At 50.4% G+C, this 26,728-nt stretch carries 20 protein-coding genes; 15 read left to right on the top strand and 5 right to left on the bottom strand.

All coding sequences use genetic code 11. The annotated features are described in order from the left end of the window. Window positions 1–13: 13 nt before the first annotated feature. The 8 genes from pilW (at window position 14) to RN22_RS01020 (ending at window position 8,411) form a co-directional block, all read left to right on the top strand. Window positions 14–769 carry a type IV pilus biogenesis/stability protein PilW gene (gene pilW / locus RN22_RS01055; RefSeq protein ID WP_046302742.1) on the top strand — a complete coding sequence of 252 codons (756 nt, stop codon included), beginning with the start codon at window positions 14–16 and terminating at the stop codon, window positions 767–769. After that, window positions 759–1,733 (top strand): cytoskeleton protein RodZ, encoded by a 975-nt coding sequence (gene rodZ / locus RN22_RS01050; RefSeq protein WP_046302741.1) that lies wholly within the window; start codon window positions 759–761, stop codon window positions 1,731–1,733. The genes pilW and rodZ overlap by 11 nt, the downstream gene beginning before the upstream one ends. A gap of 15 nt (window positions 1,734–1,748) precedes the next feature. After that, window positions 1,749–2,867 (top strand): flavodoxin-dependent (E)-4-hydroxy-3-methylbut-2-enyl-diphosphate synthase, encoded by a 1,119-nt coding sequence (gene ispG / locus RN22_RS01045; RefSeq protein ID WP_002536953.1) that lies wholly within the window; start codon window positions 1,749–1,751, stop codon window positions 2,865–2,867. Window positions 2,868–2,920: 53 nt separating this feature from the next. Continuing rightward, window positions 2,921–4,189, top strand: coding sequence for a histidine--tRNA ligase (gene hisS / locus RN22_RS01040; RefSeq protein WP_046302740.1), 1,269 nt, complete (start codon window positions 2,921–2,923; stop codon window positions 4,187–4,189). A gap of 13 nt (window positions 4,190–4,202) precedes the next feature. After that, the gene (locus RN22_RS01035) at window positions 4,203–4,808 is read left to right on the top strand and encodes a tetratricopeptide repeat protein (protein ID WP_046302739.1); all 606 of its coding nucleotides are present in this window, start codon (window positions 4,203–4,205) and stop codon (window positions 4,806–4,808) included. Between the two features lie 12 nt (window positions 4,809–4,820). Continuing rightward, on the top strand, window positions 4,821–5,978 hold the full coding sequence (gene bamB, locus RN22_RS01030) for an outer membrane protein assembly factor BamB (RefSeq protein WP_046302753.1): 1,158 nt from the start codon (window positions 4,821–4,823) through the stop codon (window positions 5,976–5,978). Between the two features lie 88 nt (window positions 5,979–6,066). After that, window positions 6,067–7,560: a ribosome biogenesis GTPase Der gene (der, locus tag RN22_RS01025; RefSeq protein WP_046302738.1), complete on the top strand. Its 1,494-nt coding sequence runs from the start codon at window positions 6,067–6,069 to the stop codon at window positions 7,558–7,560. A 617-nt stretch (window positions 7,561–8,177) separates the two neighbouring features. Beyond that, window positions 8,178–8,411: a zinc ribbon domain-containing protein gene (locus RN22_RS01020; protein ID WP_046302737.1), complete on the top strand. Its 234-nt coding sequence runs from the start codon at window positions 8,178–8,180 to the stop codon at window positions 8,409–8,411. Window positions 8,412–8,445: 34 nt separating this feature from the next. Here RN22_RS01020 and xseA read toward each other — a convergent pair whose 3' ends face one another. Then, window positions 8,446–9,774, bottom strand: a complete 1,329-nt coding sequence (xseA, locus tag RN22_RS01015) for an exodeoxyribonuclease VII large subunit (RefSeq protein ID WP_046302736.1) — start codon at window positions 9,772–9,774, stop codon at window positions 8,446–8,448. Window positions 9,775–9,939: 165 nt separating this feature from the next. On the opposite strand from xseA, the gene guaB reads away from it, so the two are divergent. The 4 genes from guaB (at window position 9,940) to RN22_RS00995 (ending at window position 16,936) form a co-directional block, all read left to right on the top strand. Continuing rightward, complete coding sequence (guaB, locus tag RN22_RS01010; RefSeq protein WP_046302735.1) at window positions 9,940–11,406, top strand: IMP dehydrogenase; 1,467 nt, start codon at window positions 9,940–9,942, stop codon at window positions 11,404–11,406. Between the two features lie 82 nt (window positions 11,407–11,488). Next, a complete protein-coding gene (gene guaA, locus RN22_RS01005) occupies window positions 11,489–13,066 on the top strand; it encodes a glutamine-hydrolyzing GMP synthase (protein ID WP_046302752.1) in 1,578 nt (525 codons plus the stop codon). 355 nt (window positions 13,067–13,421) lie between these two features. Next, window positions 13,422–14,981, top strand: a complete 1,560-nt coding sequence (locus RN22_RS01000) for an AbgT family transporter (protein WP_046302734.1) — start codon at window positions 13,422–13,424, stop codon at window positions 14,979–14,981. A gap of 398 nt (window positions 14,982–15,379) precedes the next feature. Further along, window positions 15,380–16,936 carry an AbgT family transporter gene (locus tag RN22_RS00995; protein ID WP_046302733.1) on the top strand — a complete coding sequence of 519 codons (1,557 nt, stop codon included), beginning with the start codon at window positions 15,380–15,382 and terminating at the stop codon, window positions 16,934–16,936. A 59-nt stretch (window positions 16,937–16,995) separates the two neighbouring features. Here RN22_RS00995 and fghA read toward each other — a convergent pair whose 3' ends face one another. Further along, window positions 16,996–17,838, bottom strand: coding sequence for an S-formylglutathione hydrolase (fghA, locus tag RN22_RS00990; RefSeq protein ID WP_002536975.1), 843 nt, complete (start codon window positions 17,836–17,838; stop codon window positions 16,996–16,998). Between the two features lie 59 nt (window positions 17,839–17,897). Beyond that, window positions 17,898–19,028 carry an S-(hydroxymethyl)glutathione dehydrogenase/class III alcohol dehydrogenase gene (locus RN22_RS00985; RefSeq protein ID WP_046302732.1) on the bottom strand — a complete coding sequence of 377 codons (1,131 nt, stop codon included), beginning with the start codon at window positions 19,026–19,028 and terminating at the stop codon, window positions 17,898–17,900. Between the two features lie 173 nt (window positions 19,029–19,201). On the opposite strand from RN22_RS00985, the gene RN22_RS00980 reads away from it, so the two are divergent. Both RN22_RS00980 and tadA read left to right on the top strand, forming a co-directional pair. Next, entirely contained in the window at window positions 19,202–20,086 is an 885-nt protein-coding gene (locus RN22_RS00980; protein WP_046302731.1) for a LysR family transcriptional regulator, read from the top strand. 54 nt (window positions 20,087–20,140) lie between these two features. Further along, a complete protein-coding gene (tadA, locus tag RN22_RS00975) occupies window positions 20,141–20,659 on the top strand; it encodes a tRNA adenosine(34) deaminase TadA (RefSeq protein WP_082111329.1) in 519 nt (172 codons plus the stop codon). On the opposite strand, the gene RN22_RS25090 is transcribed toward tadA, so the two are convergent. Continuing rightward, window positions 20,656–20,817, bottom strand: coding sequence for a hypothetical protein (locus RN22_RS25090; RefSeq protein WP_002536980.1), 162 nt, complete (start codon window positions 20,815–20,817; stop codon window positions 20,656–20,658). The two genes, tadA and RN22_RS25090, sit on opposite strands and share 4 nt — an antisense overlap. A 102-nt stretch (window positions 20,818–20,919) precedes the next feature. Next, window positions 20,920–22,425, bottom strand: a complete 1,506-nt coding sequence (gene mltF, locus RN22_RS00970; protein ID WP_231590823.1) for a membrane-bound lytic murein transglycosylase MltF — start codon at window positions 22,423–22,425, stop codon at window positions 20,920–20,922. A gap of 353 nt (window positions 22,426–22,778) precedes the next feature. Here mltF and purL point away from each other — a divergent pair, with 353 nt between their 5' ends. Continuing rightward, complete coding sequence (gene purL / locus RN22_RS00965) at window positions 22,779–26,687, top strand: phosphoribosylformylglycinamidine synthase (RefSeq protein WP_046302728.1); 3,909 nt, start codon at window positions 22,779–22,781, stop codon at window positions 26,685–26,687. Window positions 26,688–26,728: the final 41 nt, after the last annotated feature.

Genomic DNA, 26,728 nt, shown 5'->3' with positions numbered 1-26,728 from the left:
TTAGGATGGGATAATGGCAAGGACGCTTAGCGCTCTGTTATTGATGGGATTATTAGCTGGTTGTGTCACAGTAACAGAGAAGCAAAATACCGCGAAGTTTGATAGCATTGACGCAGCTGAGTCCAGAATTTCGCTTGGTCTTGCCTATTTGAAGGCCGGACAATGGGAGCGAGCGAGGCAAAATCTTGAAACGGCGGTGCAGTTTGCACCTACTTATTATCGCTCACTCATTTCCTTCGCCTACTATCTTCAGGAAGTTGGCGAGTACGACCAGGCTGAACAACAGTACAAAACAGCGTTACGTCATTCACCACAAAATGGTGACGTTCAGAACAATTACGGCGTCTTTTTATGTCGACAGGAACGATACGACGAAGCGCAGCGGGCGTTTGCGAGGGCGATTGATCAACCTTACTATTACAAGTTATCCGGCAGTTATGAAAACGCCGCTCTTTGCGCAATGAAAGAGGGGAGCAGGGATAACGCGAAAGTATGGTTCGCCAAAGCTATTGACCATGAGCCTAACAGGCCTTTATCTTCCGTAAAACTCGCCCGTATGGAAGTGGAAGACGATGAGCTGAATGAAGCAAGAATACGTCTTTTTCATTTTCACAAACGCTATGGCTATCAGCCTGCGACGCTGTTAATAATGACTGACTTGGAAAACAAAGCTGGACGGTCAAAGGAGGCGGAACGTTACGCGAGCCTGCTGGCTGACAAATTTCCCGAATCAAAAGAATTTAGACAGTACCTGACGAATGAATACTGAACAAAACGAAGAACAGCAGTTTGAGGTTGAGTCGACACATCCGGGAACGGTTTTGCGACAAGCCCGAGAGGCGATGGGGCTATCCGCTCAGGATGTAGCTGACCGCCTGAGACTTCGTGTTTCCGTTATTCAAGACCTGGAAGAAAACTGCTGCGATGAAAAACAGATAACCACGTTTACACGTGGTTATATTCGTTCATATGCCAAGCTGGTCGGCGTAAACGCTGACGAACTTCTGCACACGTTCAAACCTGCACCTGAAGCGGAAGATAACGTGCAGAAGATGCAAAGCTTCTCGCGAAAGACCCGTCGTGACAAAGACGATAGCCGTGTCATGAGTTTGACCTGGGTTATTTTGGCTGCTGCTGTGGGTTTGACCGCGTTTTGGTGGTGGCAGAACCAACAAAATGATCCTCTGCTTTCACTACCAGAAGGCACCAACCTTCTTGCTTCAATCACAGAAGAAACACCTGCAGCCACTGACCTAAGCGAAGGTCTGGAAAATCAACAGGTTCAGGATGTGACCGAAAGCATCGCTCCTGCTCTGATTGAAGCAGAAGAAAACAATGCTGTAGCAGAAGAGACAGTCACTGAGGTTGTGCCTGAAGTCGAAACCGAGTCTCCAGTGGAGCAAGAGTCTGCACCGCAAGAAGTCGCTGAAACTTCAACAGTGGTTGAAGCGCCAGAACAGGTTGAAGAAACTGTTTCGACCCCGGTGGTGACGGAGCCGACTTTATCTTTATCCTTTAATGGCGATTGTTGGGTGGATATCCGCGATGCCAGTGGCAAACGTCTGCTGACAGGGATAAAATCTGCAGGCGAAACCGTTGAACTATCCGGTGATGCACCGTTTAAGTTGGTGCTGGGTGCACCAGCTGCTGTGAGTCTTGCCTACAATGGCAAAAACATTGATCTGAGTGGCTACCCATCAGGACGGGTAGCGCGTTTGAGCCTTCCAAAGTAATCCAGAGTACACCTAATGCATACCGAATCTCCTATTAAACGTCGTCCGTCTACGCGTATTTATGTGGGCGATGTGCCAATTGGCGATGGCGCTCCGATCGCAGTTCAATCAATGACGAACACCCGCACAACCGACGTGGAAGCGACGGTTGCTCAGATCAAAGCACTGGAAAAAGTGGGTGCAGACATCGTGCGCGTTTCTGTGCCGACCATGGACGCCGCCGAAGCGTTCAAACTGATCAAACAGCAGTGCTCCATCCCATTGGTTGCTGATATTCACTTTGACTACCGTATTGCCCTCAAGGTGGCAGAATATGGCGTTGATTGTCTTCGTATTAACCCAGGCAATATTGGTAATGAGCAACGTATCCGCTCCGTGGTTGATGCGGCGCGTGACAAAAATATTCCTATCCGCATTGGCGTGAACGGTGGTTCGCTGGAGCGTGATATTCAAGAAAAATATGGCGAGCCAACACCAGAAGCATTGGTGGAATCGGCGATGCGCCATGTTGATATTCTGGATCGCCTCAACTTTGACCAGTTTAAAGTGAGTGTGAAGGCGTCTGATGTATTCCTGGCCGTTGAATCTTACCGTCAACTGGCAAAACGCATTGATCAACCTCTGCACCTTGGTATTACCGAGGCAGGTGGTGCGCGTGCAGGTTCAGTGAAATCTGCAGTTGGCCTTGGCATGCTGCTAAGTGAAGGCATTGGTGATACCCTGCGTATCTCATTGGCGGCTGATCCAGTAGAAGAAATCAAAGTCGGTTTCGATATTTTAAAATCACTGCGTATCCGTTCACGCGGTGTGAATTTTATTGCCTGCCCAACATGCTCCCGTCAGGAGTTTGATGTGATTGGTACCGTAAACGCATTGGAACAGCGTCTGGAAGATGTTGTTGTGCCTATGGATGTTTCAGTGATTGGCTGTGTGGTTAACGGGCCGGGTGAAGCTGAGGTATCACACATCGGTGTGGCTGGTGGTAACAAGCGCAGCGCGTATTACGATGATGGCAAACGCCAGAAAGAACGTTTTGAAAATGACAACCTGATCGATCAGCTGGAAGCGAAGATCCGGGCGAAAGCGTCAATGTTGGATGAAAACAACCGCATCGACGTGAACACACAAGAGTAAGCGCAGCGCGCTCACTTACAGCTAGAACAAACAGATCGGTTACGAGAGTTAACGTGGCAAAAACTATTCAAGCAATCCGAGGCATGAACGACTGCCTCCCAACACAGTCTCCACTTTGGCAAAAAGTCGAAGGCACTGTTAAAGACGTTATCAGCGCATACGGTTACAGCGAAGTGCGCATGCCGATCGTGGAAATGACTCATCTATTCAGCCGCGCCATTGGTGAAGTGACCGACGTGGTTGAGAAAGAAATGTACACCTTCGAGGACCGCAACGGCGACAGCCTGACTTTGCGCCCTGAAGGCACAGCGGGCTGTGTGCGCGCCGGTATCGAGAACGGTTTGCTTTACAACCAGGAGCAACGTCTGTGGTACGTTGGTCCAATGTTCCGTCATGAGCGTCCACAGAAAGGCCGTTACCGTCAGTTCCACCAGTTTGGCGTGGAAGTGTTTGGCCTGAATGGTCCTGACGTTGACGCAGAACTTATCATGATGACTGCACGCCTTTGGCGTAAGCTGGGTATCCATGAACATGTGCGCCTAGAACTTAACTCTATCGGTTCGCTGGAAGCACGTGCGAATTATCGTGAAGCGCTGGTGGAATTTTTGATGCAGCATGAAGCGATCTTGGATGAAGATTGCAAACGCCGCATGCATACCAATCCACTGCGAGTTCTGGATACCAAGAATGCGGATATCCAAGCGGTATTGACCGATGCGCCGAAGCTTTCGGAGTATCTGGATGAAGAATCAAAACAACATTTTGCAGGTCTTTGTGAACTGTTGGACGCCGCAGGTATCCAATACACGGTAAACGAGAAACTGGTTCGCGGTCTGGACTATTACAACCGTACCGTTTTCGAGTGGATCACTGAAAGCCTGGGCTCTCAAGGTACAGTTTGTGGCGGAGGCCGCTACGACGGTCTGGTTGAGCAGCTGGGCGGTAAAGCTACTCCGGCAGTCGGCTTTGCGATGGGTGTTGAGCGTCTGGTGCTTCTGATGGAAACGCTGGAACTTGATGAAACCCGTCCTGCAGTTGACGTATACATGGTCACAGCAGGCGAAGGCACGCTGGTAGCGGGCATGCAACTGGCTGAGAAACTGCGCGAGCAGGTTCCTGGTCTGCGCGTGATGACCCACTTTGGCGGCGGTAACTTTAAGAAGCAATTCAAACGCGCTGACAAAGTTGGTGCGTCGGTGGCTCTGGTACTTGGCGAAGATGAAGTCGCTAACAACCAAGTGACCTTCAAAGATCTTAAAGGCGGCGAACAGCTGACCATTTCTCAGGATGAAGTAGCCGATAAACTGGCTCAACGAGTTTAAGAGAGGACAAAACGTGGACGTCTACACCACAGAAGAACAACAAGTCGAAGCGATTAAAAAGTGGTGGCGGGATAACGGCAAAGCCGTTGTCCTCGGCGCAGTAATCGGTTTGGGCGGCCTTTATGGATGGCGTTATTACCAATCGGAAATGGAAACCAGCCGTGAGCAGGCATCAGAAGCGTATACACAAGTAGTAAGCGCGCTGGTTGCAGGCGATGCGCAGGCGGAAGAGAAAGCGACAGCTTTCATCGGTGATAATGAAGGCTCTTACGCGACTTTGCTTGAGCTGCAATTGGCGAAGTCGTTTGTTGATGCAGGCGATCTGACCAAAGCTGCCGAGCAACTGCGTAAAGTGCAGTCCTCAAAAGACGAAACGCTGAAAACACTGGCGACAGTTCGCTTGGCTCGTGTTGAAGCAGAGCTTGGTAACTACGACGCTGCGCTGACACAACTGAACAGCGTAACGGCGGAAAGCTGGAAAGCACAGGTTGAAGAGCTACGCGGCGATATCGAACTGCGTAAAGGCGATACAGCGGCAGCGCGTTCTGCTTATGCAGCTTCCATTGCAGCAGCGACCAACCCTGTTGTTCAGATGAAACTGGACAACCTGTCTCAATAAGGTCTGAGTATGATGCGTAAGGGATGGAAACGTGTTGGTGCAGTTGCCTTGCTGGGAACACTGCTGATTGGCTGTGCGGGTGAGGAAGATTCCATCCAGATGGCACCCGTGCCAGTGGTTGAGAGCGAATTCACCCCGACTCAAGTTTGGAAGTCCAGTGTAGGTAACGGTGTTGGAAATTATTTCAGCAACCTGTCTCCTGTTCAGGCTTATGGCAAAGTGTTTGCTGCTGATCGCCAAGGTGTGGTTAAAGCCATGGACACTGAAACCGGTTCGACCCTTTGGAGTGTCGATCTGGGTGAAGATGCTGCCGCACTGATCTCCGGTGGTCTGACGGCTTCTTACAGTAAGATCTACTTGGGGACCGAAACCGGTGCGTTGATTGCATTGGATGAAGAAACCGGAGAAACCGTTTGGCGTAGCAACGCAGGCGGCGAAATCCTTTCTAAGCCTTTGGCAGATGAAAGTCTGGTGATTGTTAACACCAGCCGTGGTGAACTGGCTGCATTTGATGCAGAATCCGGTGAAGAACGTTGGCGTATTTCCAGTGACGTGCCAAACCTGACATTGCGTGGAGACAGCTCTCCGGTATCAACGTCAGGTGGTGTGTTCTGGGGCATGGCAAACGGGCGTCTGGGTGCTGCATTCGTTGAGAATGGCAACATCATCTGGCAACAGCCGATTGCGAGCCCGAAAGGCGCCACTGAAATCGACCGCTTGGTTGATGTTGATGCGACACCTGTGATTGACGGCGCACTGCTTTACGCGGTGGGTTACAATGGCCAATTGGTTGCGATTGACCTGCGTTCAGGTCGCCCTGCGTGGAAACGCACTTACAGTTCATCGACTGACTTTTTGGTGGCGGGAAGCTATCTGTTTCTTATCACTGACAAAGATCATGTGGTGGCAGTAGATGCGCGCAGTGGCACTGAGCTTTGGCAGAACCGTGATTTGGAGTACCGTCAGTTGACGGCACCAGTGGCTATTTCCGGTTACGTTGTGGTGGGTGACGCAGAAGGCTATCTGCATTGGATGGATCCGAACTCCGGTGAGTTTGTGGCGCAGCAGCAGCTGGATGACAGCGGTTTTGCGGTGAGCCCATTAAACGTAGATGGCGGTTATATCGTCACAACCCGTGATGGCACAATAAGTAAGAAGCAAGTACAGTAAATACAGTTGCTTATCAATTATTCGGCTCCTGATCCTGACCGGTCAGGAGCCGCTGTTATTAATGAATTAGAGATTTTAAGAGGTCAGTATGATTCCTGTAGTAGCCCTGGTAGGGCGTCCTAATGTGGGGAAGTCGACACTCTTTAACCGGCTAACAAGGACGCGCGACGCGCTCGTTGCCGATTTTCCGGGTTTGACCAGGGATCGTAAGTACGGAAAAGCTATGCTGGGTGAGCATGAGTTCATCGTGGTGGACACTGGTGGTATCGACGGTACCGAAGAGGGTGTAGAAACCAAGATGGCTGAGCAGTCACTGGCAGCGATTGAAGAAGCCGATGTTGTGCTGTTTATGGTTGATGGCCGTGCGGGTCTGACCGTCGCCGATGAGGCGATTGCACACCACCTGCGTAGCCGTGAAAAGAAAACCTTCCTTGTCGTCAACAAAGTTGATGGCATCGATGCAGACGCAGCCAGCGCAGAATTCTGGCAACTGGGTATGCCTGACATGTACCAGATTGCAGCCGCACATGGTCGTGGTGTACTCGCTTTGATCGACCGCGCACTGAAGCCGTTCGTAGAAGAGCTCGCGAACGAAGAAGGTGAAGAAGGCTTGGTCGACCTGACTGGCGAGCAAGATGCAGAAGACGAAGATAAAGATCTGACCGAAGAAGATGCAGAATCTGCATTGGAGCGTTTGCGTAACCTGCCAATCAAATTCGGTATCATCGGTCGTCCAAACGTCGGTAAGTCGACTCTGACTAACCGTATCCTTGGCGAAGACCGCGTCGTGGTTTACGACATGCCTGGCACAACGCGCGATTCCATCTACATTCCAATGGAGCGTGATGGTCGTGAGTACGTCATCATCGATACTGCAGGTGTTCGCCGTCGTAAGCGTGTTAACGAGAAAGTTGAGAAGTTCTCCGTTATCCAGACACTGAAAGCGATCGAAGACTCGAATGTTGTGCTGCTGGTCATTGACGCGCGTGAGAACATTTCGGATCAGGATTTGAGCCTGTTGGGCTTTGCATTGAACGCAGGCCGTTCGATCGTCATCGCTGTAAACAAGTGGGATGGTCTGGACAGTGATGTGAAAGAGCGTGTGAAGTCAGAACTTGACCGTCGTCTTGGCTTTGTTGATTTCGCCCGTATTCACTTTATCTCTGCATTGCACGGTACAGGTGTGGGTCACCTGTTTGAGTCGATTCAGGAAGCGTATGAGTCTGCGACCAAGCGAATCAGCACGGCGATGCTGACCCGCATCATGAGCATGGCTCAGGATGATCACCAGCCACCGATGATCCGTGGCCGACGCGTGAAGCTGAAATATGCACACGCTGGTGGTTACAATCCACCGATTTTCGTTATTCACGGAAACCTGGTGAAAGAGCTGCCTGATTCGTACAAGCGTTACCTGATGAACTACTACCGTAAGTCTCTGGAAATCATGGGTACACCTATCCGTATTCAGTTCCAGAACAGCGAGAACCCGTTCGAAGGTAAGAAAGAGAAGCTAACCATTTCTCAGGCGCGTCAACGTAAACGTCTGATGGACATGGTGAAAACCCGCGGCAAGAAATAACTCTCTGCCACTAAATACTAAGAGCCGACCTCAGGGTCGGCTTTTTTACGCCCGTAAAAACGGATTATATCCGGATACATGAAGGTTGAATGACAGCCCATGTAATTTAGACAAAAGTGTCATCTTTCCGTATTTCCCGCCCGTAATTTGAGCAGTTAGCCTTAATACAGGCTCTCAGGTACGGCTGATTGACCGCTAATTCAGTCTGATCTGACCGTCAAATGATGCAATTTAGATGATCTTCGTCACAAAAAATAAGCAATTAGGCGTGAAATATCGTTCTAGGAAGGAAAGGCGAATTATTACGCGGCTACTATGACACCTATAATTTATAAAATATCGAATTTTATGGTTTTAAAATTTCGTTTCGATATTTTATCCTTTCTAAAATCCATATGCAGAACATGTAACTTATGCTTTCGGGGGTTGTATTGATAAATATTTTTTTAGGGGGTGATCGCTGATCGGATCCCATAATCGCTGCGATCCGACGATCTTTATAGGATCCAGCACTAGGCTGCTCGTTTTGCCAGCATCTAAGGGTTAGAATAACGGCAAAAGGATCTTTGTGCATCCTTTGACCAAAAAACTGCGAAGTCAAAGCTAAGGAAACCTTTATGGGAAATCATTGCCCTGATTGCGAACGTGACTTGGTGTGGGACAACGGCACTTACCGTTGTGAAACCTGCGAGAAAAGTTTTGTAAAACAGGTATTTTGTGCCACTTGCGACGCGCTATTGGAAAAGCTTCAGGCTTGTGGGGCGACCAGCTATTTCTGCAATAGCTGCAACGAGCTGAAATCGAAGTCGAGCGCGAGAATCGTTTTTGAAGAACAAAAAACGGTGTCCTGAGACACCGTTTCACCTTTCTGGTTAAAGATCCTTTCTAGTTCACCGTAGATTGGATCTCCCCATCTCCAAACGTTGACCTGATCTGATCGCCAGACTTAAGCGACGATGCTGAACGAATCACTTCGCCTTTATCGTTTCGGGTGATCGAATAACCGCGTGCGAGTGTTGCCAGCGGGCTCACCGCATCCAGAGTTTCCATCTGAAGTGCCAGTGCATGCTGTTGTTGTCGGAGTTGGCGGCGCATGGCCTCGATAAGACGCTGCTCCACATAGCCAAGTTGTGCTTTCTGGCCTGGAATTTGGTTCGCGGGTGAGTGTCGCTCAAGCTTTTGCGCAGCTCTATCCAGGCGCTGTGCTTCCGTTTGAAGTTTATAGCGCATGGATTGGTGAAGACGCCTTTCAAGCTCATCAAACTGCTGAGACTGTTGTTGAAGCTGCGCTTTGGGGTGCTGCATCGCCAATCGGTGTTGCAAGCGAATCAGCCATTCCTGAGAGCGGCTTAAATGACGGCTGAAAGCGTGTGCTAGGCGATCAGTACGCTGCAAGAGTTGCTGATCACGTATAGAAGTATCACGGCTGACAAGCTCTGCTGCAGCTGACGGGGTAGGGGCGCGGACATCAGCGACGAAATCCGCGATGGTAACATCAACTTCATGGCCAACTGCACTGACGATCGGGATGGAGCTGGCGGCAATGGTACGGGCAACAATTTCTTCGTTGAAGCACCACAAGTCTTCCAGCGAACCACCACCACGACCGACGATCAGCACATCACATTCATTACGACTGTTGGCACGCCCAATAGCCTGCGCGATTTGAATTGCAGCATCTTTGCCCTGCACTTGGGTGGGATAAATCACCACAGGCAAGCTAGGATCGCGGCGTTTTAGAACATGCAAAATATCATGCAGCGCCGCGCCGGTGCTGGAAGTGATCACGCCAACCCGCTTGGGTTGTTCTGGGAGTGGTTTTTTCTGGCTGGCTGCAAACAGACCTTCTGCAGAAAGCTGCATTTTCAGCTTTTCAAATTGCTGTTGAAGCAGACCGTCACCTTCTGGCTGCATGCTTTCGACAATGATTTGGTAGTCACCGCGGGGCTCATACAAAGAAAGCCTTGCACGCACCAACACCTGATTTCCGTTGGAAGGTTTAAAAGTTACCCGTCGGTTATTGCCTTTGAACATGGCGCATTTGACCTGAGCCTGACGGTCTTTCAGGGTGAAATACCAGTGACCAGATGTTGCCATGGTGAGGTTTGAAATCTCGCCAACCAGCCAAACAATGCCCATTTCGTTTTCGAGCAATAAACGTACTTCAGCGTTTAATCTGGAGACGGTATAGATATTGTTGTTGGTGAGATTCATAGCGGAATGCGTCTTTGTTTTCAGCAAGATGAAGCCATGTTAAAGAGGCGAAATCTGAAAGCCAAACGTTTTCGTAAAAATCTGTAGCCAAACGTTTGCGCCGTCAGTATAATGCGGCGGCAATATTTTGAACTCCCTCATATTATATTGGCGTGAGATATTGCAATGTTACGAATAGCTAAAGAAGCCCTTACTTTTGACGATGTACTGCTGGTTCCAGCACACTCCACAGTTCTTCCGAACACTGCCGACTTGCGCACTCAACTGACGAAAAAAATCTCTCTGAACATCCCACTGATCTCAGCGGCGATGGACACAGTGACCGAAGCGCGCCTCGCAATTGCGCTTGCTCAGGAAGGTGGCATCGGTTTTATCCACAAAAACATGTCTATTGAGCAACAAGCGGAACAAGTTCGCTTGGTGAAGATCTTCGAAGCCGGTGTGGTTTCAAATCCAGTCACAGTGACGCCTGATCAAACCATTGCTGATGTAAAAGCACTGACTGAAACTCATGGCTTTGCCGGTTTCCCGGTAGTAACCGAAGCCAATGAGCTGGTGGGTATCATCACTGGCCGTGACGTTCGTTTCGTGACTGACCTGAGCCTGAAAGTGTCAGAAGCCATGACACCGAAAGAGCGTCTGGCAACAGTGAAAGAGGGTGCAAGCCCAGAAGAAGTTCAAAAGCTGATGCAAAAACACCGCGTAGAAAAAATCCTGGTGGTTAATGACGATCACCACATCGCGGGCATGATCACTGCAAAAGATTTCCAAAAAGCTGAGCGCAAACCAAACGCATGTAAAGACGAGCAAGGCCGTCTGCGTGTTGGTGCCGCGGTTGGCGCAGGTGCAGGTAACGAAGAACGTGTTGCTGCACTGGTTGAAGCAGGCGTTGACGTGCTGCTTATCGACTCTTCTCATGGTCACTCTGAAGGCGTGCTTCAACGCATTCGTGAAACCCGTGAAAAATTCCCTGAATTGCAAATCATTGGCGGTAACGTCGCAACTGGCGCAGGTGCAAAAGCCCTGATTGAAGCGGGTGTAGATGCAGTGAAAGTGGGTATCGGCCCAGGCTCAATCTGTACAACCCGTATTGTTACCGGTGTGGGTGTTCCGCAAATCACTGCGATTTCAGACGCAGTAGAAGTGGCAGAGCAATATGGCGTGCCATGTATCGCTGATGGCGGTATCCGCTTCTCTGGTGACCTGTGTAAAGCACTGGTTGCAGGCGCATCTTGTGTCATGGTTGGCTCCATGCTGGCAGGTACGGAAGAATCTCCAGGTGAAGTAGAGCTTTACCAAGGCCGCGCTTACAAATCTTATCGTGGTATGGGCTCGCTGGGTGCGATGTCTAAAGGTTCTTCTGACCGTTACTTCCAGAGCGATAATGCAGCAGACAAGCTGGTACCAGAAGGTATCGAAGGTCGTGTGGCATACAAAGGCCGCCTGAAAGAAATCATTCACCAGCAAATGGGTGGCCTGCGCTCGTGCATGGGTCTGACCGGTTCCGCGACGGTTGAAGCTCTGCGTACAAAAGCAGAATTTGTTCGCATCACTGGCGCTGGTATGACGGAATCGCACGCACACGATGTGACCATCACTAAAGAAGCACCAAACTACCGTACTGGCCAGTAATTCACGCCCGTAAGTTAAAGCCGAAATTTATAGCATGGGGGCGAAAGTCCCCTGTATCGATGACTTTTTGAGACAAGCTGAAATGACCCAAAATATTCATGACCAACGTATTCTGATCCTCGACTTTGGTTCTCAGTACACCCAGTTGATTGCACGTCGTATCCGTGAAATCGGTGTTTACTGTGAGCTGTGGGGCTGGGATGTTGAAGAGCAGGATATCCGTGACTTCAACCCGAACGGCATCATTCTTTCCGGTGGCCCGGAGAGCGTGACAGAAGACGGTTCACCACGTGCGCCTGAATATGTGTTTAACGCGGGCGTTCCAGTACTGGGCGTGTGCTACGGCATGCAAACCATGTCTGAGCAGCTTGGCGGTAAAGTTGCAGGATCTAACGAGCGCGAGTTCGGTTACGCGAAAGTGACGCTGGATAACCCAGGCAGCCTGTTTGAAGGTATCGAAGATGCCATTAACGAAGCGGGCAAAGGCGTTCTGGATGTTTGGATGAGCCACGGCGACAAAGTGGTAGAAATTCCATCTGACTTTGAGAAAGTTGCGTCGACTGATACTTGTCCGTTTGCAGCAATGGCAAACGAAGAGAAGCGTTTCTACGGCGTTCAATTCCATCCTGAAGTGACGCACACCCGTCAGGGTCACCGCATGCTTGAGCGCTTCGTGATGGATATCTGTGGCTGTGAGAAGCTATGGACGCCAGCATCTATCATCGAAGATGCGATTGCACGCATCAAAGAACAAGTGGGTGATGACGAAGTGATCCTTGGCCTGTCTGGTGGTGTGGATTCTTCTGTTGTTGCTATGCTTATCCACCGCGCGATCGGTGACAAGCTGACCTGTGTATTCGTAGACAACGGTCTGCTGCGCCTGAACGAAGCTGAGCAGGTTATGGAAATGTTCGGTGACCACTTCGGCCTGAACATAGTTCACGTTGATGCGGAAGACCGCTTCCTGTCAGCGCTGGAAGGTATTGCTGATCCAGAAGCAAAACGTAAGAAGATTGGTCACGTGTTCGTAGACGTATTCGATGAAGAATCGAAGAAACTGAAGAATGCGAAATGGCTGGCGCAAGGCACTATCTACCCAGATGTGATCGAGTCTGCTGCTTCTAAGACCGGTAAAGCGCACGTTATCAAATCTCACCACAACGTAGGTGGTCTGCCGGATGACATGGAAATGGGTCTGGTTGAGCCACTGAAAGAGCTGTTCAAAGACGAAGTGCGCAAGATTGGTCTGGAACTGGGTCTGCCGTATAACATGCTTTACCGCCACCCGTTCCCAGGTCCAGGTCTGGGTGTACGCGTGCTGGGTGAAGTGAAGAAAGAGTACTGTGACCTGCTGCGCCGTGCGGATGCTATCTTCATCGAAGAACTGCACAAAGCCGATCTTTACAACAAGGTTTCTCAGGCATTTACCGTGTTCTTGCCAGTACGCTCAGTAGGCGTAATGGGTGACGGCCGTAAATACGATTGGGTTGTCTCACTGCGTGCGGTAGAAACCATCGACTTTATGACCGCACACTGGGCACACCTGCCATACGACTTCCTGGGTCGCGTTTCAAACCGCATCATCAACGAAGTCGATGGCATCAGCCGCGTGGTTTACGACGTATCTGGTAAGCCACCTGCAACCATCGAGTGGGAATAATCTCCCTTCAAATCCAGTCGTTCAAAAGGCACGCATCGCGTGCCTTTTTCTTTCTCTCTCACCAGCGATACGTCATTCATCTTTAGGGTGGCTGATACTCACCATTTCACGCCAAAAGTAGCCATTTTATTGTGGTTGTTGTTCATTTGGATTGTCTTTGTTTGCTTTGTGTTTATCGCTTGTGTGTAAATTGAATTTATGTGCTTAAACCGTAATTTTAATTGAGATTAGTCACTACCAATTTGGTTTGTTACGTGTATTTTGTGCTGTTGAATAATTATGACGTCGTTGCGAATTCATCAAAGAATCCGCTCCTTACGATGCAAACACACACTGCAAAAACTCGGAGCTTTAAATGAGTAATCATGCCATGAGCAATACTCCAGACGCGCCAAGCGGCGGTATGGAAAAGTTCCTGAACTGGATTGAAAGGGCAGGTAATAAAATTCCTGATCCTGCGCTTCTGTTCTTTTATGGACTTTTGATTGTATGGGGTCTGTCCGCCGTTCTTTCTCAGGTTGATTTCGGCCTGATCCACCCTGTTACCGGCCAGGCTGTAGAAATTAATAACCTTCTGACTGGCGAAGCGCTTGCAAGCTTCCTGGCGAACATGGTGACCACTTTCACCAGCTTTGCACCTATGGGTATTGTGCTTGTAGCCATGCTGGGTGTGGGCGTCGCAGATGCATCTGGCTTTATCACCACTGGCCTGAAAAAAATGCTGAACGTGACACCTAAGAAGCTGCTGACGCCAGCGCTGATTCTGGTAGCGATTGTGTCGCACACGGCAGCAGATGCGGGTTACGTTCTGGTTATTCCTTTGGGTGGCATCATCTTCCACGCTGCGGGTCGTCACCCACTGGTGGGTATTGCTGCGGCGTTTGCGGGTGTGTCGGGCGGTTTCTCTGCCAACTTCATTCCTGCGGGTATTGACCCTCTGTTGGCGGGCTTTACCCAATCTGCAGCGCAGGTTCTGGATAAAGACTACGTGGTGAACCCACTGGCGAACCTGTATTTCACTGGCCTTTCTTCTTTCCTGATTGTGGCTATCGGCTGGTATGTTACTGAGAAAATCATCGAGCCACGCCTGAACAAATTGCCAATTGATGAAGATGCAGAAAAAGCACCGGATCTGGGTAGCTTCACCGCTATTGAAAGTAAAGCGTTCAACCGTGCAGGTTTTGCAATGCTGGCAGGTATCGTTCTGCTGGTGATTGCACTTATCCCTGAAACCTCAGCACTGCGTTCACCTGAAGGCGAACTGACTGCGTTCTCTGCGCCGCTGATGAAATCTATCGTACCGCTGATCTTTATCCTGTTTGTGATTCCAGGTGTGGTTTATGGTCGCGTGGCAGGTACCTTCAAAACGCAAGGCGATATCATTAAAGCAATGAGCGATACCATGGCGACCATGGGCGCATATTTGGTGATGTCATTCTTCTGTGCGCAGTTCCTGGCAGCATTCAGCCAGTCGAACATCGGCACCTTACTGGCATTGGAAGGCGCGGCATTCCTGAAAGCGCTGAACATGCCGGGTCAGCTGACCATCATCGGTATGATTCTGTTGACCGCGTGTGTGAACCTGCTGATCGGTTCTGCTTCGGCAAAATGGGCGCTGATTGGTCCAATCCTGGTACCAATGCTGATGGCGCTGGGTATTTCTCCTGAGCTGTCTCAGGCGGCTTACCGCGTAGGTGACTCCGTATCTAACATCATTTCTCCACTGATGGTGTTCTTCCCACTGGTGGTGGTTTACTGCCAACGTTATGTGAAGAGCACAGGTATCGGCACATTGGCGTCAATGATGATGCCTTACTCCATTGCGATGCTGATCGGTTGGTCAATCTTCCTTCTGGCTTACTGGGCTCTGGGCATCCCTCTGGGTATCCAAGCACCTTACACCTACCAGATGTAACAGCAATCTGTTGTAATCCAAGCCCTGCCGCCGTGCAGGGCTTTTTCTTGCGTTTGAATTCTTCTCTAATAATACGTGCTACATCAGCGCAACATTATCAAAACATACATCTATACATTAATGGATTTTTGAGATTTTGTATAAAAGATGTATCTTCTGGGATGTTTGCGTTATCTCACACTATTATCTGCAGTGCTGTCTTCAATCTGTCATAAGTCCTGACTCTTAATATTGATTTGGCATTATCCCCTTTTTAATCTCATTTATTGGAGTTTTACTCCAAAAGTGGCATCTGCTAAGTTCTTGCGGCAAAAGTAACGGATATACCTGATTTCATCGCATGCTCGTTTCGGCGAATGGTCAATCAAGGTTAGAACTCATCGAAAAGGTGGTATGACATGAGTCAAGCTTCACAAGGAGCGCCGCAACAGAATGGCGCGATTGCGTTTATTGAACGCGTAGGTAAAAAAATCCCCGATCCTGTGATCATTTTTATGTTCCTTTTTGTGGCTGCATTGGCCATTACAGGTTTGATCGGCGGAATGGAATTCCAAACCACAGGGGCAGATGGTAATCCTGTCAGTCACACTGTGAAGAGCATGCTGGCAACAGAAAACGTTCGCTGGATGTTTGATAATGCGATCCTTGAAAACTGGCTATCGTTCGGCCATGGCGTACTCGGTGTCATCCTTGTGGTGATGCTGGGTGTCGGTATTGCTGAGAACTCAGGCCTTCTGGGGGCAGTGATTAAGCGTGTTGGTCTTCGCCTGAATGAGAAATGGCTGCCGATGCTGCTGGTATTCCTGGGTATCATGAGCTCCATCGCGACGGATGCGGGCTACCTGGTACTGATCCCTCTGGCGGGTATGTTGTATGCAGGTGTGGGTAAAAACCCACTGATCGGTATGGCAGCTGCGTTCGCAGGTGTTTCGGCGGGCTTTAGTGCAAACCTGATTCCTGCAACCCCGGTTGACGTCATTATTGGTCTGAATGCACGTGTGTTTGCAGAATCTCAAGGCGTGCCTTTTGAGACCGCAGCAGGTGAAGTGCTAAACCCTGCGACCATGCACTATTTCTTCATCTTTGTTTCCACCTTCATGCTGGCGATTCTGGGTGCTTGGGTCACCAAACGCTTTGTCGCACCTCGCTTGGAAAAGATGGAGTACACGCTACCGGAAGACTTGGATCAGAGCGATTTCTCTGTCAGCGAGAGCGAGCAAAAGGGTCTGCGCGCTGCAGGTCTCGGCCTGATTGCTTCTCTGGCTGCGATTGTCGCGCTGGCAATGGGTCCACTTGCGCCATACACCAATGAGGCAGGCCGCACAGTCACTCCTTACATGAACAACGTGATCCTGCTGATTGCGATGGTGTTTGCGGTAACGGGTATTTGCTTTGGTTACAGCACGGGCAAGTTCAAGTCTTTACAAGACGTAGTGAATGCCATGGTGAAGCAGATGAACACCTTTGGTTATGTTCTGGTTTTGACTTTCTTCAGCCATAACTTCCTGGCGGTACTGAGTTACTCAGGCTTGGGTGTTTACATCACTTACCTAGGTGCGACCACCTTGTCTTCACTGGGTCTGGAAAACTTCCCAATCCTGCTCATCATTGGCTTCATTCTTACCACTGCAATTATCAACCTGTTTGTTGGTGGCTTGACTTCGAAGTGGATGCTGCTGGGGCCAATTTTCGTTCCTATGCTGTATCAGGTTAACCCGAATATGACGCCTGATCTGGTGGCGGCCGCATACCGCGTAGCAGATTCGTCGACTAACATCATCACGCCAATGATGACCTATGCAGGTGTGATTCTGGCCTTCATGCGTAAGTACAAATCTGATCTGACGTTTGGTGATGTGATAGCGATGATGGTGCCATACTCAGCAGCATTCCTGACCGTATGGACAACCTTGCTGATTGTGTTCTTCAGCTTCAACATTCCTCTGGGCTTCTGATCAGGCGCAGCAAGAAAAGAAAAACCCGGCTTTGGCCGGGTTTTTTGTTGTTTGAAGCATTACTTCAAATGCTCTCCATGGAACCGGAGATGATCTTCGATAAAGCTCGAAATGAAGTAGTAGCTGTGGTCGTAGCCTTCCTGCATTCGAAGCTCCAGCGGATAACCAGCTTCTTCTGCAGCTTGCAGTAGGTTGCCTGGTTTCAGCTGTTCATGCAGGAACTGATCACCATCACCTTGATCAATCAGCATCGGTAAGTGTTTCTCGGCTTTTTTGATTAAGGCGCAACTGTCGTATTCCAGCCAAGTTTGGCGATCTTCACCTAAATAATTGGTAAAGGCTTTTTCTCCCCAAGGGACAGCAGCTGGATTCACAATTGGGCTGAAGGCAGAGACTGAACGGTAGTCATCACTGTTTTTCAACGCAATGGTCAGTGCACCGTGGCCACCCATGCTATGGCCGGAAATAGCCTTCACATCGCTGACTGGGAAGTGTGCTTCAATAACGGCTGGAAGTTCTTTCACCACGTAATCGTACATATGGTAGAAACGGTTCCATGGTGCTTCGGTAGCATTCAGGTAGAAGCCAGCACCGATACCAAAATCGTACGCGCCTTCAGGGTCATCAGGAATGTTGTCGCCACGTGGGCTGGTGTCAGGGGCAACGATAGCAATACCCAGCTCAGCAGCGACACGATGTGCGCCGGCTTTCTGCATAAAGTTTTCGTCACTGCAGGTCAGTCCTGACAACCAGTAGAGTACCGGCACACGATTTGATTCTGACGCTTGAGGTGGCAAGAAAATGGCGAAACGCATATTGCTATGAACAGTTCGCGAGGTGTGAGTGTACTGCTTATGCCAGCCGCCAAAACTGCGGTTGCTGCTGATATTTTCAAGACTCATTTAGGACTCCAAAGCAGGCGGTTAGCTGCCGCCTGCGTGGGGTTTTAACTTAACGGCGCTTACTTGTCGTAGTGAATAACAGTACGGATGCTTTTACCTTCGTGCATCAGATCAAATGCTTCGTTGATGCCTTCAAGACCCATGGTATGAGTGATGAAGTCATCCAAAGCGAATTCACCCGCCATGTAACGCTCTACGATCTCTGGTAGCTCTGAACGGCCTTTCACACCACCGAATGCAGAACCACGCCATACGCGACCGGTAACCAGTTGGAATGGACGGGTAGAGATTTCCTGACCAGCACCGGCAACACCGATGATGACAGACTCGCCCCAGCCTTTATGGCAGCACTCGAGTGCTGAACGCATGACATTAACGTTACCGATACATTCGAATGAATAATCTACACCGCCGTCGGTCAGTTCAACGATGACATCCTGAATCGGTTTGTCGTACTTGCTTGGGTTGATGCAGTCAGTCGCGCCCAGCTTTTGAGCCAGTTCGAACTTGCTCTCATTGATGTCGACACCAATGATGCGGCTTGCACCTGCCATTGCTGCACCAATGATGGCTGAAAGACCGATGCCACCCAGACCAAACACAGCCACAGTGTCGCCTTTTTGGACCTTAGCGGTGTTGAGCACTGCGCCCATACCGGTCGTCACACCACAGCCGAGAAGACAGACTTCTTCTAGTGGTGCATCTTTGTTCACTTTGGCCAGAGAAATCTCAGGCAATACTGTGTACTCGGAGAAAGTTGAGCAGCCCATGTAGTGGTAGATTGGCTGACCATCTTTGTAAAAGCGGGTCGTGCCGTCTGGCATGAGGCCTTTGCCTTGAGTTTCACGGATTTTCTGACACAGGTTGGTTTTACCTGATTTACAGAACTTACATTCGCCACATTCTGGGGTGTAGAGAGGAATAACATGGTCTCCAACCGCTACGCTGGTGACACCTTCACCCACTTGTTCAACAATACCGCCACCTTCATGGCCCAGAATTGCAGGGAAGATACCTTCTGGGTCATCACCTGACAGGGTAAATGCATCGGTGTGGCAAACGCCAGTTGCGATAATACGCACCAGTACTTCGCCCGCTTTTGGCAGCATGACATCCACTTCTTCAATGCTAAGTGGTTTGCCGGCTTCCCAGGCAATTGCTGCGCGTGATTTGATAAATTGTTCTGCCATTGAAAGCATCCTCATTAGTAAAAGGGCTAGTCCCTTAACGTCTAACCCTAGGCGATATATCTTGGTGGAGCGAGTTCACTTTTGTGACACGCTGAATTTGAGTGATAGTCTATTTATTTCTATTCGTGTGATAATCCACATAAATTGCAATTAACTTTTACTGGTGGGAAATAATGTCAGATTGGCAAGGGGTTTCAGAGTTTTTAGCAGTGGTCGAAACGGCCAGTTTTACCAAAGCAGCTAAGCGGTTAGGCGCATCGACCGCACATGTCAGCAGACAGGTGGCATTGCTGGAGGAGAGGCTCAATACCCGCCTTTTATTTCGCACCACGCGAAAGGTTTCAACCACAGAAGAAGGCGATATTTACTATCAGCATTGTCGGCTGCTGGCTGATGGTCTGAAAGAGGCAGAGAGTGCAGTGACTCAGTTGCACGAGACGCCGAATGGACACATTAAGCTAACAGCGCCCGTGACCTATGGGGAAAAAGTGGTGATGCCATTGATACTAGATTTTATGGATGCCTATCCTGAAATTCAGATAGAGGTAGATCTGACCAATGCGACGCTAGACCTTGTCGATTCATCTTGTGATGTCGCATTGAGACTGGGGCGATTGGTAGATTCTTCCATGGTGTGCAAGCGTCTTGCCACACGTCGTCTTATTGTCTGTGGTTCTCCGGATTACCTTTCCAAATTTGGTACCCCCCACACCCTTTCTGAACTGGCACAACACAATTGCCTTCGTGGTCAACATGACTACTGGCGTTTTAGAGAGGAAGGAAAAGAACGTACAGTAAGGGTGCGAGGAAACCTTCGTTGTAACAGTGGTATTGCGTTGCTCGATGCTGCAACTCGCGGTAATGGGCTAATCCAGCTTCCGGATTACTACTTGCAGGAGGCGTTGGGCTCCGGTGAGGTCGTCAAAATACTGAATGCTTATGAGGATTTGGAGGAGGGGATTTGGGCACTTTTCCCACACCGCCGACTGCAGCCTCTTCGCGTTAAACTGCTGGTGGATTTTCTGGCGGCTAAACTGGCGAATCAGACTAAGGATTGAGGAGCATGGAGTGATATACTCCGGCGCATAGCAAGAGCAAGGTTAAAGTACACAGTGACACAGAGCGAAATAGATCAGCAATTTATGCGCCGGGCGATGGAGCTGGCGGGCAAAGCAGAGTCCGAAGGTGAGGTTCCCGTCGGAGCAGTTGTCGTGCATGAAGGTGTGGTCATTGGAGAAGGCTGGAATCGCTTGATTGGCCAACATGATGCCACCGCTCATGCGGAGATGATGGCGCTACGTCAGGCAGGTAAAGTATTGCAAAACTACCGCCTGTTGGATGCGGTGCTTTATGTCACTTTGGAGCCTTGCCCAATGTGTGCGTCCGCCATGGTGCATAGCAGGATTGGCAAAGTGGTGTTTGGCGCGCCCGATTATAAGACGGGAGCCGCAGGGAGTGTCATGAACTTGCTGAGCTACGATGGCGTTAACCATCACGTTCAGTATCAGGGTGGGATGTTGGAAGAGGAGTGTCGCGAGCAGTTGCAGGCATTTTTCCGCCGTCGTCGCTCAGAAAAGAAAGCGGAAAAAGAAGCGCGTAAAGCTGCGCAAAGCCCTTCTGACGAAAATTAAAAACTCTCGTCCATCATGGCGAATTCGCGTATCGCGAACGTGCGTTGGCGCCATAGCACCTTCTTCAGTGCCACATTGCGTTGGCGTTTACGACGGTTCGACGCCGCGCTGGAGTTACGGGAAAAGTTAGCTTGTGCCTTTCTTTTCTTAGCAAACATCGTACGTTCCTTTTGAAAAAATAAGCGCAGCCCCGCTGCGCTTATTGGTATTTATAGTCGTCCTTTATTAAAGCACGATGACAGCATGATTCGCTGATAAACCTAGTTCTTCTTGTCGGCTTTTTCCTGGGTTTCCGGTGTTTTGTCCGCACTCTCTGCTTCATCTGTCACGGGTGTCGACTCAAGCGTATCAATCACTTCGCTGACACCTTCGCCAGGTACGTCTTCCACTTTGATGGTTTGCAAACCTTCCAGATCGTCGGCTGCATCACTAGTGATGGCTTCCGCTTTATCTTGCTCATAACCAACCATGCTTTGATAATAACGACGAATATTCTCAACATAGCTTAGTGCCTCATAACCGCGCGCAAAGCCATATCGGGTTTGCTTATAGTATTGGCGTTTCGCTAACAGAGGTAGACGCTGTTTAACATCGGCCCACGAATCCGGGTTTCCGCCTTGCGCCTTGGTCAGGCGTCGTGCATCCATCATGTGGCCAAAACCAATGTTGTAAGAAGCGAGCGCAAACCAGATTTTTTCATGTTCATTGACACTGTCTGGCACACGATGCAGCATTTTTCGCAGATATTCTGCGCCACCGCGGATGCTTTGCTCTGGGTCGAGTCGGTTCTTCACGCCCACGGATTTTGCTGTCGGCAGCGTCAACATCATCATGCCACGCACCCCTGTTGGCGATACAGCGCGGGGGTTCCAGTGAGATTCCTGATAAGAAAGCGCCGCCAGCAAACGCCAGTCAAATTCATCGGCGTATTTCTTAAACAGTGGCTCCCATTCAGGCAGTTTGGAGTCAATGGCACGCAAGAAGGCGCGGGTGTCGACAAAGTCAAAGCTGTCGACGTGGCCGAAGTACTTCTCTTCGAGTGCCGCCAATTCACCGCTTTGGGTCTTCTTACCGAAAAACTCAATCATCAAAGCGTAAACACTGTCATCACGTGATTTCTTCATGAACCAGGCGACAGGCTCATCTTCCGTGAGGCTCAAAGCAACAGTAATCGAAGGGTGGGTACGTTGTACGAGTGCAATGTCTACGGAATCGGCAATGGTGAAATCCAGCTTACCGTCTGCGACTTGTTTGAGCAGCTCATCATCGTCAGTGTCTTTGATGCTTTCCCAAATAAGTTCTGGGTATTCACGCTGAATAGCTTGAAGAGTCAAAGCATGGCTTGAACCTTCCACCACAGCAACGCGCGCGCCGTCTTTGTTGAGTTCGGTCAGATTACGCGGACGCCAGTGACCGTTTTTGTATACCAACTGCTGACTAACATAGTAATAAGCAGGCCCAGGGCGGAAATGCTCAAGACGGTCTTTGGTGATGGTTAAGCCAGCCGCGATGATATCAACATCACCACGCTCTACGGCAGGGAACAGGCCTGACAGCGTATAAGCGGGTTGCATTTCTAGCTTGACGCCCAGGCTTTGGGCGAATTGGGAGGCCAGCTCATAGTCGAGGCCTGTTGGGCCATCGGGACCAATGTAGTAAGAAAGCTGGTTATTTAGCGTGCCCACGCGCAATACGCCGCGGTCGCGGATTTTTTCCAGCGCAGTTCTGTCATCATACTTCCACTCGCAGCCCGCGAGGAAAAGCATCAGGAAAAAGCCAGTAAGTAGTTGATAGGTTCGTTTTACAGCGTTCGAGTTCAAAAAGTTATGCCTACCTCTAAAGTTTGACGACTGTTATATCAAAGCTGACCGGATGCGGAAAGTTAAGCAGCAACCGTTACTTGGCGAATACTCAGAATAGTGACAATAAACGCCAGTCAAAAAAAGTTACGCAAACGGTTGCGTCAAGTGTTACGTCGCTCACCTTTTTACCCTATAATACCGCCCCGAAGCCTTTAGAAGTGGTATCGACATGGCTTTCCCATCTCATTTGCGCAATGTAAATCATGGGGTTAGGTCAATATTACTTTAATTCACTGCTAACCGAGAGACGTACGCACATGGAAATTTTGCGTGGTTCCCCCGCTCTGTCCGAATTTCGAGTCCAAAAACTGCTGGAAAGCTGCAAAGCGAATGATTTGCCTGTCACCAGCCTCTATGCTGAGTATATCCACTTTGCTGATCTCAGCGCGCCTTTGGGTGAGGACGAAAAGCAAAAACTGGATCGCTTGCTCACTTACGGTCCAACGATCGCTGAGCATGCGCCTACTGGAACCCTCTTCCTTGTAACACCACGCCCCGGCACCATCTCCCCTTGGTCTTCCAAAGCTACCGATATTGCCCGCAACTGCGGCTTGGCTCAGGTAAAACGCCTGGAGCGTGGCACTGCTTACTATGTCGAGTTGTCTGGTGAACTGTCAGAAGCACAGCAAAAGACGCTGGTTGGCCTGCTTCACGATCGCATGATGGAAGTGGTATTTGGCCAGTTCGACGAAGCTTCTGCATTGTTCCAAGCGGCAACGCCTGCACCAATGACGGCAGTCGATATTTTAGGTGGTGGACGTGAAGCTCTGGAAAAAGCCAACGTTGAGTTGGGTCTGGCTCTGGCGGAAGACGAAATTGATTACTTGGTGGAAAGCTTCATCAAGCTGGGTCGTAACCCGAACGACATTGAGTTGATGATGTTTGCACAGGCAAACTCTGAGCATTGTCGCCACAAAATTTTCAATGCAGATTGGACCATCGATGGTGTTGAACAGCCAAAGAGCCTGTTCAAGATGATCAAGAATACGTTTGAACACAACAGTGAATACGTGTTGTCAGCTTACAAAGACAACGCAGCTGTGATGACAGGTTCAAATGTGGGTCGATTCTTCCCGAATCCAGAGTCACGCCAATATGATTACCATCAGGAAGACGCACATATCCTGATGAAAGTGGAAACCCACAACCACCCAACGGCGATTTCTCCATGGCCTGGGGCTTCAACCGGCTCTGGCGGCGAAATCCGTGATGAAGGCGCAACCGGCATCGGTGGTAAGCCAAAAGCGGGTCTGGTGGGCTTCACGGTATCTAACTTGCGTATCCCTGGCTTTGAGCAGCCTTGGGAAACTGATTTCGGCAAGCCAAACCGCATCGTTAATGCGCTGGATATTATGTTGGAAGGCCCTCTGGGTGGCGCCGCATTTAACAACGAATTTGGTCGTCCGAACCTGCTGGGTTACTTCCGTACTTACGAGGAAAAGGTGACCTCGCACAACGGTGAAGAAGTACGTGGTTACCACAAGCCGATCATGATTGCGGGCGGCATGGGTAACATCCGTGACCAGCACGTACAGAAAAAAGAAATCCCAGTTGGCGCGAAGCTGATTGTTCTTGGCGGCCCTGCGATGAATATCGGTTTGGGCGGTGGTGCCGCGTCTTCAATGGCGTCTGGTCAGTCGACCGAAGATCTGGATTTCGCTTCTGTTCAGCGTGAAAACCCTGAGATGGAACGCCGCTGTCAGGAAGTCATTGACCGTTGTTGGCAGCTTGGCGAGCAAAACCCAATTGCGTTTATCCACGACGTGGGCGCAGGTGGTATTTCGAATGCCTTGCCTGAGCTGGTGGATGACGGCGAGCGCGGCGGTAAATTCCAGCTGCGTGACGTACCGAATGACGAGCCGGGTATGAGCCCACTGGCAATCTGGTGTAACGAATCTCAAGAACGCTATGTGATGGCGGTTGCGCCAGAAAACATGGACGTGTTCGATGCTATCTGTAAGCGCGAACGTGCACCTTACGCGGTGGTAGGTGAAGCGACTGAAGAGCGTCATCTGACACTGGAAGACAGCCACTTCGACAACACACCAATCGACATGCCAATGGACATTCTGCTTGGCAAACCACCGAAAATGCATCGTGACGTGACCTCTCTGAAAGTGGAAGGTCAGACGATTGCCCGTGACGGTATCAACATCGAAGAAGCGACCCAGCGTGTGCTGCGTTTGCCTTCAGTTGCAGAGAAAACCTTCCTTATCACCATCGGTGACCGCACCGTGACCGGTTTGGTTGCGCGTGACCAAATGGTCGGCCCTTGGCAGGTGCCTGTGGCGAACTGTGCTGTGACCGCAGCTAGCTACGATACTTACCACGGTGAAGCCATGTCGATGGGTGAGCGCACGCCAGTTGCACTGCTGGACTTTGCTGCGTCTGCGCGTCTGGCAGTCGCTGAATCCCTGACTAACATTGCCTGTTCTGACATTGGCGACCTGAAGCGCATCAAGCTGTCTGCAAACTGGATGGCTGCCGCAGGTCACCCGGGCGAAGATGCCGGTCTGTATGAAGCAGTGAAAGCGGTGGGTGAAGAGCTGTGTCCAGCGCTGGATCTGACAATCCCTGTGGGTAAAGACTCGATGTCGATGAAAACCCGCTGGGACGAAAACGGTGAGCAGAAAGAAAACACTTCGCCACTGTCTCTTATCATCACCGCATTCGGCCGTGTCGAAGACGTACGCAAGACAGTCACGCCTCAGCTTCGCACTGACAAAGGCGACAGCGCACTGGTTCTGGTCGACCTTGGCCAAGGCCAAAACCGCATGGGTGCCACCGCGCTTGCGCAGGTTTACAAGCAGTTGGGTGACAAACCTGCTGATGTTGACAGCCCTGAGCTGCTGAAAGGCTTCTTCAACGCGATGCAAACGCTGGTTCGTGATGAAAAACTGCTGGCTTACCATGACCGTGGTGATGGTGGTCTTTATGTGACACTGGCGGAAATGGCGTTTGCTGGTCACGTGGGTGTGGAAGTGGATATCAACACTCTATCTGCTGAAGGCGAGTGCAGCGACGAGCTGGCAGCGCTGTTCAACGAAGAGTTGGGTGCTGTGGTTCAGGTTCGCACCGAAGATTTGGACTCTGTGCTGTCGACGCTGTCTGCTCACGGTCTGGAAACCTGTAGCCATGTGATTGGTACCCTGACAGAAGACGACGCTGTTCGTGTCTGGAATGGTGATGCACTGGTGCTGGATCAGAACCGTACTGAGCTTCGTACCATTTGGGCGGAAACCACTTACCAAATGCAGGCAATGCGCGATAATCCACGCGGTGCTCAGCAAGAGTTTGACGCGAAGAAAGATGTTACCGACCCTGGCTTGTCAGCGACCCTGACTTTCGATGTTCAGGAAGATGTGGCGGCACCGTTTATCGCAACAGGTGCGCGTCCTCAAATGGCGATTTTGCGCGAGCAGGGCGTAAACTCCCACGTTGAAATGGCAGCTGCGTTTGACCGCGCTGGCTTTGATGCTAAAGACGTTCACATGAGCGACGTGCTGGCAGGCAACATTTCGCTGGAAGAGTTCAACGGCCTGGTAGCTTGTGGCGGCTTCTCATACGGTGACGTACTGGGTGCAGGTGAGGGTTGGGCGAAATCTATCCTGTTCAACGATCAGGCGCGTGACCAGTTCGAGCGTTTCTTCCACCGTGGTGACTCGTTCGCTCTGGGTGTGTGTAACGGCTGTCAGATGCTGTCTAACCTGCACGACTTGATCCCAGGTGCTGATTTGTGGCCGCGTTTCGTCCGCAACGAATCTGAGCGCTTTGAAGCACGCTTTAGCCTCGTTCAGGTTCAGGAAAACCCATCTTTGTTCCTGAGCGGTATGGCGGGCTCTCACATGCCTATCGCGGTTTCTCATGGCGAAGGCCGTGTGGAAGTGCGTGATGCAGAGCATCTGGCTGCGATTGAGCAATCAGGCACGGTTGCACTGCGTTACCTGGATAACTTTGGCAAGGTGACTCAGGATTATCCGGCGAACCCGAACGGTTCACCTAACGGTATCACTGGCCTCACCACCCGCGACGGTCGCGTGACTATCATGATGCCGCACCCAGAGCGTGTATTCCGCACTGTGGCGAACTCATGGCACCCAGACAACTGGGGTGAAGATAGCCCTTGGATGCGTATGTTCCGTAACGCGCGCGTCAAGCTGGGTTAACTCAGTACGTTTTAAACGCCAAACTTGTGACACAAGCCGCT

The sequence above is a fragment of the Grimontia sp. AD028 genome (assembly GCF_000973155.1).
Lineage (GTDB): Bacteria > Pseudomonadota > Gammaproteobacteria > Enterobacterales > Vibrionaceae > Enterovibrio > Enterovibrio indicus.
Note: the sequence above shows the minus strand (reverse complement) of the source record. Positions and strands in the feature narration are given on the sequence as shown.

Bases quoted from the DNA above. Each gene is read 5' to 3' on its own strand.
- pilW (WP_046302742.1), top strand. From the start codon at position 14: ATGGCAAGGACGCTTAGCGCTCTGTTATTGATGGGATTATTAGCTGGT.
- rodZ (WP_046302741.1), top strand. From the start codon at position 759: ATGAATACTGAACAAAACGAAGAACAGCAGTTTGAGGTTGAGTCGACA.
- ispG (WP_002536953.1), top strand. From the start codon at position 1,749: ATGCATACCGAATCTCCTATTAAACGTCGTCCGTCTACGCGTATTTAT.
- bamB (WP_046302753.1), top strand. From the start codon at position 4,821: ATGCGTAAGGGATGGAAACGTGTTGGTGCAGTTGCCTTGCTGGGAACA.
- der (WP_046302738.1), top strand. From the start codon at position 6,067: ATGATTCCTGTAGTAGCCCTGGTAGGGCGTCCTAATGTGGGGAAGTCG.
- RN22_RS01020 (WP_046302737.1), top strand. From the start codon at position 8,178: ATGGGAAATCATTGCCCTGATTGCGAACGTGACTTGGTGTGGGACAAC.
- xseA (WP_046302736.1), bottom strand. From the start codon at position 9,774: ATGAATCTCACCAACAACAATATCTATACCGTCTCCAGATTAAACGCT.
- guaB (WP_046302735.1), top strand. From the start codon at position 9,940: ATGTTACGAATAGCTAAAGAAGCCCTTACTTTTGACGATGTACTGCTG.
- guaA (WP_046302752.1), top strand. From the start codon at position 11,489: ATGACCCAAAATATTCATGACCAACGTATTCTGATCCTCGACTTTGGT.
- RN22_RS01000 (WP_046302734.1), top strand. From the start codon at position 13,422: ATGAGTAATCATGCCATGAGCAATACTCCAGACGCGCCAAGCGGCGGT.
- RN22_RS00995 (WP_046302733.1), top strand. From the start codon at position 15,380: ATGAGTCAAGCTTCACAAGGAGCGCCGCAACAGAATGGCGCGATTGCG.
- fghA (WP_002536975.1), bottom strand. From the start codon at position 17,838: ATGAGTCTTGAAAATATCAGCAGCAACCGCAGTTTTGGCGGCTGGCAT.
- RN22_RS00985 (WP_046302732.1), bottom strand. From the start codon at position 19,028: ATGGCAGAACAATTTATCAAATCACGCGCAGCAATTGCCTGGGAAGCC.
- RN22_RS00980 (WP_046302731.1), top strand. From the start codon at position 19,202: ATGTCAGATTGGCAAGGGGTTTCAGAGTTTTTAGCAGTGGTCGAAACG.
- RN22_RS25090 (WP_002536980.1), bottom strand. From the start codon at position 20,817: ATGTTTGCTAAGAAAAGAAAGGCACAAGCTAACTTTTCCCGTAACTCC.
- mltF (WP_231590823.1), bottom strand. From the start codon at position 22,425: ATGCTTTTCCTCGCGGGCTGCGAGTGGAAGTATGATGACAGAACTGCG.
- purL (WP_046302728.1), top strand. From the start codon at position 22,779: ATGGAAATTTTGCGTGGTTCCCCCGCTCTGTCCGAATTTCGAGTCCAA.